The sequence below is a fragment of the Streptomyces sparsus genome, from assembly GCF_054776295.1.
The window spans coordinates 21,846-28,159 of sequence record NZ_BAAHCA010000012.1 but is presented as its reverse complement, the minus strand read 5'-3'; the positions used below and the strand labels follow the sequence as shown (position 1 = coordinate 28,159).

The 6,314-nt window shown below is 71.3% G+C and carries 5 protein-coding genes; 2 read left to right on the top strand and 3 right to left on the bottom strand.

The annotated features are described in order from the left end of the window. Nucleotides 1-21 precede the first annotated feature (21 nt). Genes ACYVE9_RS02230 through ACYVE9_RS02220 form a run of 3 tightly spaced genes read right to left on the bottom strand, consistent with a single transcriptional unit; the run spans nucleotide 22 to nucleotide 3,624 of the window. On the bottom strand, nucleotides 22-1,203 hold the full coding sequence (locus ACYVE9_RS02230; protein WP_461025972.1) for an amidohydrolase family protein: 1,182 nt from the start codon (nucleotides 1,201-1,203) through the stop codon (nucleotides 22-24). Between the two features lie 4 nt (nucleotides 1,204-1,207). Then, nucleotides 1,208-2,581 (bottom strand): NtaA/DmoA family FMN-dependent monooxygenase, encoded by a 1,374-nt coding sequence (locus tag ACYVE9_RS02225; protein WP_461025971.1) that lies wholly within the window; start codon nucleotides 2,579-2,581, stop codon nucleotides 1,208-1,210. A gap of 5 nt (nucleotides 2,582-2,586) precedes the next feature. After that, nucleotides 2,587-3,624 (bottom strand): LLM class flavin-dependent oxidoreductase, encoded by a 1,038-nt coding sequence (locus ACYVE9_RS02220; protein ID WP_461025970.1) that lies wholly within the window; start codon nucleotides 3,622-3,624, stop codon nucleotides 2,587-2,589. 406 nt (nucleotides 3,625-4,030) lie between these two features. Between ACYVE9_RS02220 and ACYVE9_RS02215 the strand changes: the two genes are divergently transcribed. Then, on the top strand, nucleotides 4,031-4,921 hold the full coding sequence (locus ACYVE9_RS02215; protein WP_461025969.1) for a carbohydrate kinase family protein: 891 nt from the start codon (nucleotides 4,031-4,033) through the stop codon (nucleotides 4,919-4,921). Between the two features lie 136 nt (nucleotides 4,922-5,057). Next, on the top strand, nucleotides 5,058-6,284 hold the full coding sequence (locus ACYVE9_RS02210) for a Rieske 2Fe-2S domain-containing protein (protein ID WP_461025968.1): 1,227 nt from the start codon (nucleotides 5,058-5,060) through the stop codon (nucleotides 6,282-6,284). Nucleotides 6,285-6,314: the final 30 nt, after the last annotated feature.

Sequence of the window (6,314 nt, the reverse complement as noted above, 5' to 3'; positions counted from 1 at the left end):
GGAGGACGGGCCGGGTCGGGGTCAGGCGGCCCGCTGTCGGGTCAGCCCGGCAGGGCGGGCCGCGCGAGGTGTGTTGCGGCTGGCCAGGAAGCGCGGCACGCCGTCGGTGACGACCGCGGAGATGCCCGGGATGTTGCCGAGCGCCATCGCGTCCGCAGCGGTCGTGGCGGCGGAACCGCATGGCGCGTCGAGGACGACGAGGTCGGCCTCCGCCCCGGGGCGCAGACGTCCGGCGGGCAGTCCCCAGACGTCGGCGACGTTGCCGGTCGCCAGGGCCCATGCCTGCGCGGGCCCCAGCACGGACAGCGCGGAGAGTTCCACCACGGTCTTCAGGACGGCCAGCGGGATCACCCCGAAGCCTGACGGGGTGTCGGAGCCCAGCACGATCCGGCCCAGCGCGTTCTCGTCCGAGGCCCGCTCGACGATGCGCAGGGCGGCGCGCAGGTTGCCGGCCTGGACGAGCTGGAGCGCCATGCCGCTCTCGGCGAGCAGCCGGTCCACGTCGCGGTCCGGCAGCGCGGTCGGGCCGCCGTTGGCATGCCCGCACACATCAGGGCCGAGCGCCAGCAGTTCGTCGGCGCCCAGCGACGCGGACCCCGCCGCACTGGCGCCCCCCGCGTGGCACATGACGAGGAGGCCGCGGTCCCTGGCCCAACGGATCTGCTCCACCCCGTCCAGGGCCTTCGCGTACGCGCCGAACCCGAACTTGGCCAGCCACACACCGTACTGTGCCAGCTCGTTGAAGTCGGTCTCGGTCAGGGTGGGTTCGAGCAGCACGTTCCCGGCGTGCACGCGCATTCCGCCGGGACGGAACCGCTCGAAGCTCGCGTGCGCGGCCATGGCCAGCGCCTTGACCCCGGCCCGGTCCCGCGGCCGACCCGGCACGTGCACCTCACCGGCCGAGACGGTCCGGGTGATGCCGCCGTGGACGTACCCCTCCAGGTAGTCCACGGCCCGCTGCCGCGGCGAGTAGTCGCCGAAGGTGACGTGCCCGTGCGAGTCGATCAGGCCCGGCGCCACCGTGGCCCCGGCCGCGTCGATCACCTCGTCGGCCGCGGCCAGCGGCTCCCGCAGCTCGACAGACCGGCCGATCGCGGTGATGATGCCGTCGGCGCACAGAACGGTGTCGGCCCCCTCGATCAGCGGGTCGGCGAGGTCGCCCGAGAACAGGCTGCCGGCGCCCGTGACGGCAAGCGTGCCCATGACCTCACCCTTCCCTCTTGGCCCGCGCGGACGGCGGTACGGGCAGGCCGAGGTGCTCACGCAGCATGCGCCCCGCGTACTCCTTGCGGAACAGCCCGCGGCGCTGCAGCACCGGCACCACCAGTTCGGTGAAGGCGGTGACCGAACCGGGCACGTAGGCGGGGTAGATGTTGAAGCCGTCGGCGACGCCGTCCTCGTACCACTCCTGGATCATGTCGGCGACCTCCTCCGGGTTGCCGACCACGACGTGCGAGAGCTGGGAGGGGGTGGCGTGCACCAGGTCCCCGTACGTGATCCGGCGCGGCCCGTCCGCGGTGCGCCGGGTCAGCCGGGTGATCTCGGCCAGCCTGCGGGCGCCCTCCTCGGAGACCTGGGCGAGGGTCTCGGCGGGGACCTCGTCGGCGAGGTCGTGGCTCCGCACGTCCACTCCGAAGACCTGGCTCGCGGAGGTGAGGTTGCGCCGGTACCCCTCGCCGATGCCGCCCTTGCGGATCATCTCGCCGACGTCCTGCTCCGGGTCGAGTACGTACAGGTCGTTGAGCTGGTCGTGGAGCGCGACCGCTTCTTCCGTGGTCGGCGCGACGATCGGGGTGAGGCCGGGCAGCACCTTGACCTGGTCGGCGCGGCCGTGGCGGGCGGCGCGGGCGCGGATGTCGGCGTAGTAGGCCTTACGGTCGGCCAGCGTCGGCTGGACCCCGGCGAAGACGATGTCGGAGGCGCGGGCGCCCAGCTCCCGGGACTGGTCGGAGGTACCTGCGTTGAACAGCACGACATGGCCCTGCGGCGGCCGCGCCACGTCGAGCGGGCCGTCCACGGAGAAGTACTGCCCGCGGTGGTCGGCCGGGAGCGGCTCCTGTCCCTCCTGTTCGGCCGCGCCGTCCCACAGGGCGCGCACTGCCTGGAGGCATTCCTCGGCCCACGCGTAACGCTTGGCGGTGTCCCAGTGCGCGTCCCGGCTGAAGTTGAGGGCGGCGGCGGCATCGGCGCCGGTGACCAGGTTCCACGCCGCCCGGCCCTCGCTGACCAGATCGAGCGAGGCCATCTGCCGGGCGATGGAGTAGGGGTCGCCGTAGGTGGGGTTGGCCGTGACGACGACGCCGATGTGCGTGGTGGCGGCGGCGATCGCGGTGGCCGTGGTGTAGGGCTCCAGGCGGGATATCTGCGCCGGGTTGCTGTGTTGTAAGGACGGGTCGCAGGCCAGCCGGTCGCCGAGGAACACGAAGTCGAACTTGGCCCGTTCGGCCTCCGCGCTGACCTCCTGGATGAGGGCGATGTCGTAGGCGGCGTCGGCCTGGGCCTCGGGGTGGCGCCAGCCCGCGGCGTGGGTGCCGGTCGCCCAGAACATCAGGCCGAGGTGTAGCTGTCGCTCAGTGGGCATGTCGGTCAGCCTCTCGTGGTGTCGGCCGCGGCCGCGCGTTCGACGATCCGGTTTGCGGGCCTGCTCAGCCCGAAGCGCCCGCGCAGCGTGGTGGCGTCGGCGAGCGGATTGCGCAGCCGTGCTTCGGCACCCAGCCGGGGCAGGACCAGGTCGGTGAAGGCGTCCATGGGTACGGACGACGGGAAACGCAGGGTGAAGCCGTCGACCAGGCCCCGTTCGATCCAGCTCAGGAGGCGGGCCGCGAGCTGCAGTTCGTCGCCCACGAGTACGCCGCGGGCCTCGTCGGAGCGGGGTGACCCCGCCTGCGCGTGCGGCTCATGGGCGTACGCCTCGATTTCGGCGACGAAGGGGGTGACGACGGCCACCACCGGGCGCCCGCCGGCCTCGGCCCGGGCCGCCGGGGCCGACTCGGGGTCCCCCACGGTCAGGACGTCGGCCGAGGGCGCGAGCAGCCGGTCGGCCGCAGGCGCGAACACGACCGGGTGTCCCTGCGGTGGGCGCACCACGTTGAGCGGCCCGCGGACCTTGAACACCTGCCCGTCGGCGGCCAGGGTGTGGATGCGGTCGGCGTCGATGAACCGGCCCGTGGCCTTGTCATGGACGAACGCCCCGTCCTCCCAGGTGTCCCAGAGGTCCTGGACGACGGGGAGGAACTCGGCGGCCCGGACGTCGCGGTCGGCTGCCGGATCCACCCCCTCCCGGCGGTGATTGGCGTCTGCGGCCGGGTCGGGCTCGTTGATCGCCTGAAGGCCCGACCGGCCGTGGCTGATGTGGTCGAGCGAAGCGACCGTACGCGCCAGGTCGTACGGCTCGTGGTAGGCGAGCGCCGCATTGGTGACGAGGCCGATCCGCGTCGTTCTCGCCGCCAGCAGGGACGCCGTGACCATCGACCACGGGGCGCTGATGCCGGCCGCCCGGGCTGCTGGGCGGTCGTCGAGGACGAGGTAGTCGACCCCCGCGGCCTCGGCTGCCCTGGCCGCCGAGACGAGTGTTCGGGCGGGGTTCTCGAGGCCCGCCCCGGGCAATTCGTAACCGAGGAGCATGCTGGTTTTTCCCCTCACGTGCAGCGCCTGCGCAGGGACGAGGGATCGAAGGCTGACGTCCCTCAGGACGTGGCAGACGGAAGAATCCACATTCGAAATTCGAAGGGTCGGGAAGTCATCCGCATACGGCGGATCGGAAGCCGTGCGCAACGATGCTGGTTGTCGGTCTACGACTTGAGGCTTTGGCTGCGGGAGAAGGCCCGCATCGGTGGTCCATGCCCAATACGGCAGCCGCGAGCCGGTCGTCCCGGCAGGGAAAATAACACGATCTTGAATCGACTGCCAAGGGATAGGGATACCGTTCAGGACCGCTGCCGCAACAGTCCCTGCGTCAGGGCGGTTCGGGCAAGAGGAATTCCCACGGAAGGTGAGTCCCATCAAGCACATACCGGCATCAGATGCCCCGTTGAGCGGTCGGCCGATCCTGCTCGGCACTGTCACCCTGGACTTCCTGCACGAGGGCCCGCTCGGGCACGGCAGGGATCCGGCCGTCCTGCGCTGGGGCGGAGTCGCGCACAACGCCGCCTGCGCCCTGGGAGCGCGGGGTGCCCAACCCGTTCTCCTCACGGTGGAGTACTCCGGCGAGCTGGGCGCGGCCGTGGGGGCGCACCTGGCCCGCAACCGGGTCGACTGGTCGCGGTTACCGGTGCGTTCGAACCTGCCGGTGTTCCACGCCGAGTTGGTGGAGGGGACGGTCGCGGACAAGAGGTTCTTCGAGGCGCAGGCCCAGTGCCAGCTCACCCCCTCACTGCTCGACCGGTTCCGCAGCGTGTTCGAGGGTGCGGGCGTCGTCGTCGGTGGCACGGACAGCGAGGCCCCGACCCTGGCGTGGCTCGCCGACACCGCCCGTGACCTGGGCGTGCCGTACTGGCTGTTGTCGGCCGACCCCAACACGGTGGCTCAGCTCCAGCCGGACGGCCGCAGAGCCGATCTGGTCGCGCTGAATCGGCATGAACTCGCACTGTGGGCGGGCGAAGAGCTGACGGAGCGGGACGAAATCGTCGCAGCCGCGCGCCGGTTGCCCGCCCCCGGGGGCCATTGCCTGGTCACCCTGGGCGAGTCGGGATCTCTGCTGGTCCCGGCCGACGGATCCGAGGTGGTGGCGCAGGCCGCCGTCGCCGACGCGGGCGAGGTCGTCACCGTCGGGGCGGGCGACGTGCTCTTCGGCTGTCTGCTCGCCGGTCGGCTCACGGGCCAGGACTGGGCCCCGGCCCTGAAGCTGGCTAGTGAGTTGACCATCGCGTTCCTGGCCCAGGACGGCGATGGGGCTTCCCCGTACGACGTTCTGCGTCCCTGACAGATCGTCGGGAGGTGCGGACCACATCTGCGTCTGTCGTTCCCCCGAGTTGTCACGTCTGTCGGCACACGATCGTCTTCAACAGTGGGGCCGGACGCCAGCGTTCGGCCCCACCAGTTGAGACGGAGGCCCGTAAGTGACCACGCAGAAGGTGAACGAAGCTCTGACCAGAGTCGGTCCAGGCACCCCGATGGGGCAGCTGCTGCGCGAGTACTGGCTGCCGGTCATGCGGTCCGAGCGCCTCGCCGAGCCGGGCGGGGCGCCCGTGCCCGCGGAGCTGCTCGGCGAGAGGTACGTCCTCTTCCGCGGCGCCGACGGCACGGTGGGCTGTTTCGACGAGGCCTGTCCGCACCGTGGTGCGTCCCTGGCGCTCGCCCGCAACGAGGACTGCTCACTACGCTGCGTCTACCACGGGTGGAAGTTCCACGTCTCGGGCGATGTGCGGGAAACCCCCTCCGAGCCGGAGGACGGCGGCAGGTTCGCGAGCCGGGTCAAGCTGCTGCACCACCCGGTGCGCGAGGCCGGCGGCATCATCTGGGTCTGGCTCGGCGGAACCGGCCGGGAGCCCCGGCCGTTCCCGCAGTTCCCCTTCACCAAGGCCCCGGCGGAGAACATCTTCGCCACCATCGCCCTGGTGGACTGCAACTGGCTCCAGGGCGTCGAGGCCGACATCGACTCCGCGCACGTGTCGCTGCTGCATGAGACGGAGGCCCGCAACGGACCGCTGAAGGATCTCCTCGACGACACCGCTCCCCGGGACGAGATCGACGCACAGCCGTACGGGCTGCGGTACGCGGCGCTGCGCACGCTGTCCACAGGCGACACCCTGGCCCGGATCAAGCCCTTCGCCATGCCCTGGTACACCGTGGTGCCCGAACTGCCCAACGGGGACCGTCTGTGGCACGCCTGGGTTCCGGTCAACGACCACCAGACGATCATGTGGTACCTGTGGTGGAACGACCACCAGCCGGTTGATCCGGCTTACTTCAGCGAGCAGTTCGGCCTCGACCTGGACCATCTCGACCCCGACAACATCCGTGCGGGGTACGGCCCGGAGAACCTCTGGGGCCAGGACCGCGAAGCCATGGCGGACGGACGCAGCTTCTCCGGCATCCGCGGTCTGGTGCTCCAGGACGTCGCCGTCCAGGAGAGCATGGGCCCGATCGTCGACCGGAGCATCGAGAACCCGGGCAAGAGCGACCGCGGCATCATCCGTGCCCGCCGCTTCCTCCTCGACGCGCTCAAGGCGCACGCGGACGGTGGGACACCGCCGGGCCTCGGTCTCGACGTCGACTACGGCACGGTCCGCTCGGCCGCGGTCGTCGTACCCGCCGGCCAGGACTGGCGCACCGCTGTCTCCTAGGACTTCTCGGGCCTGTCCAGCCGTTCCGAG

Coding starts and splice junctions, on each gene's coding strand:
- ACYVE9_RS02230 (WP_461025972.1), bottom strand. CDS start 1,203: ATGGGCACGCTTGCCGTCACGGGCGCCGGCAGCCTGTTCTCGGGCGAC.
- ACYVE9_RS02225 (WP_461025971.1), bottom strand. CDS start 2,581: ATGCCCACTGAGCGACAGCTACACCTCGGCCTGATGTTCTGGGCGACC.
- ACYVE9_RS02220 (WP_461025970.1), bottom strand. CDS start 3,624: ATGCTCCTCGGTTACGAATTGCCCGGGGCGGGCCTCGAGAACCCCGCC.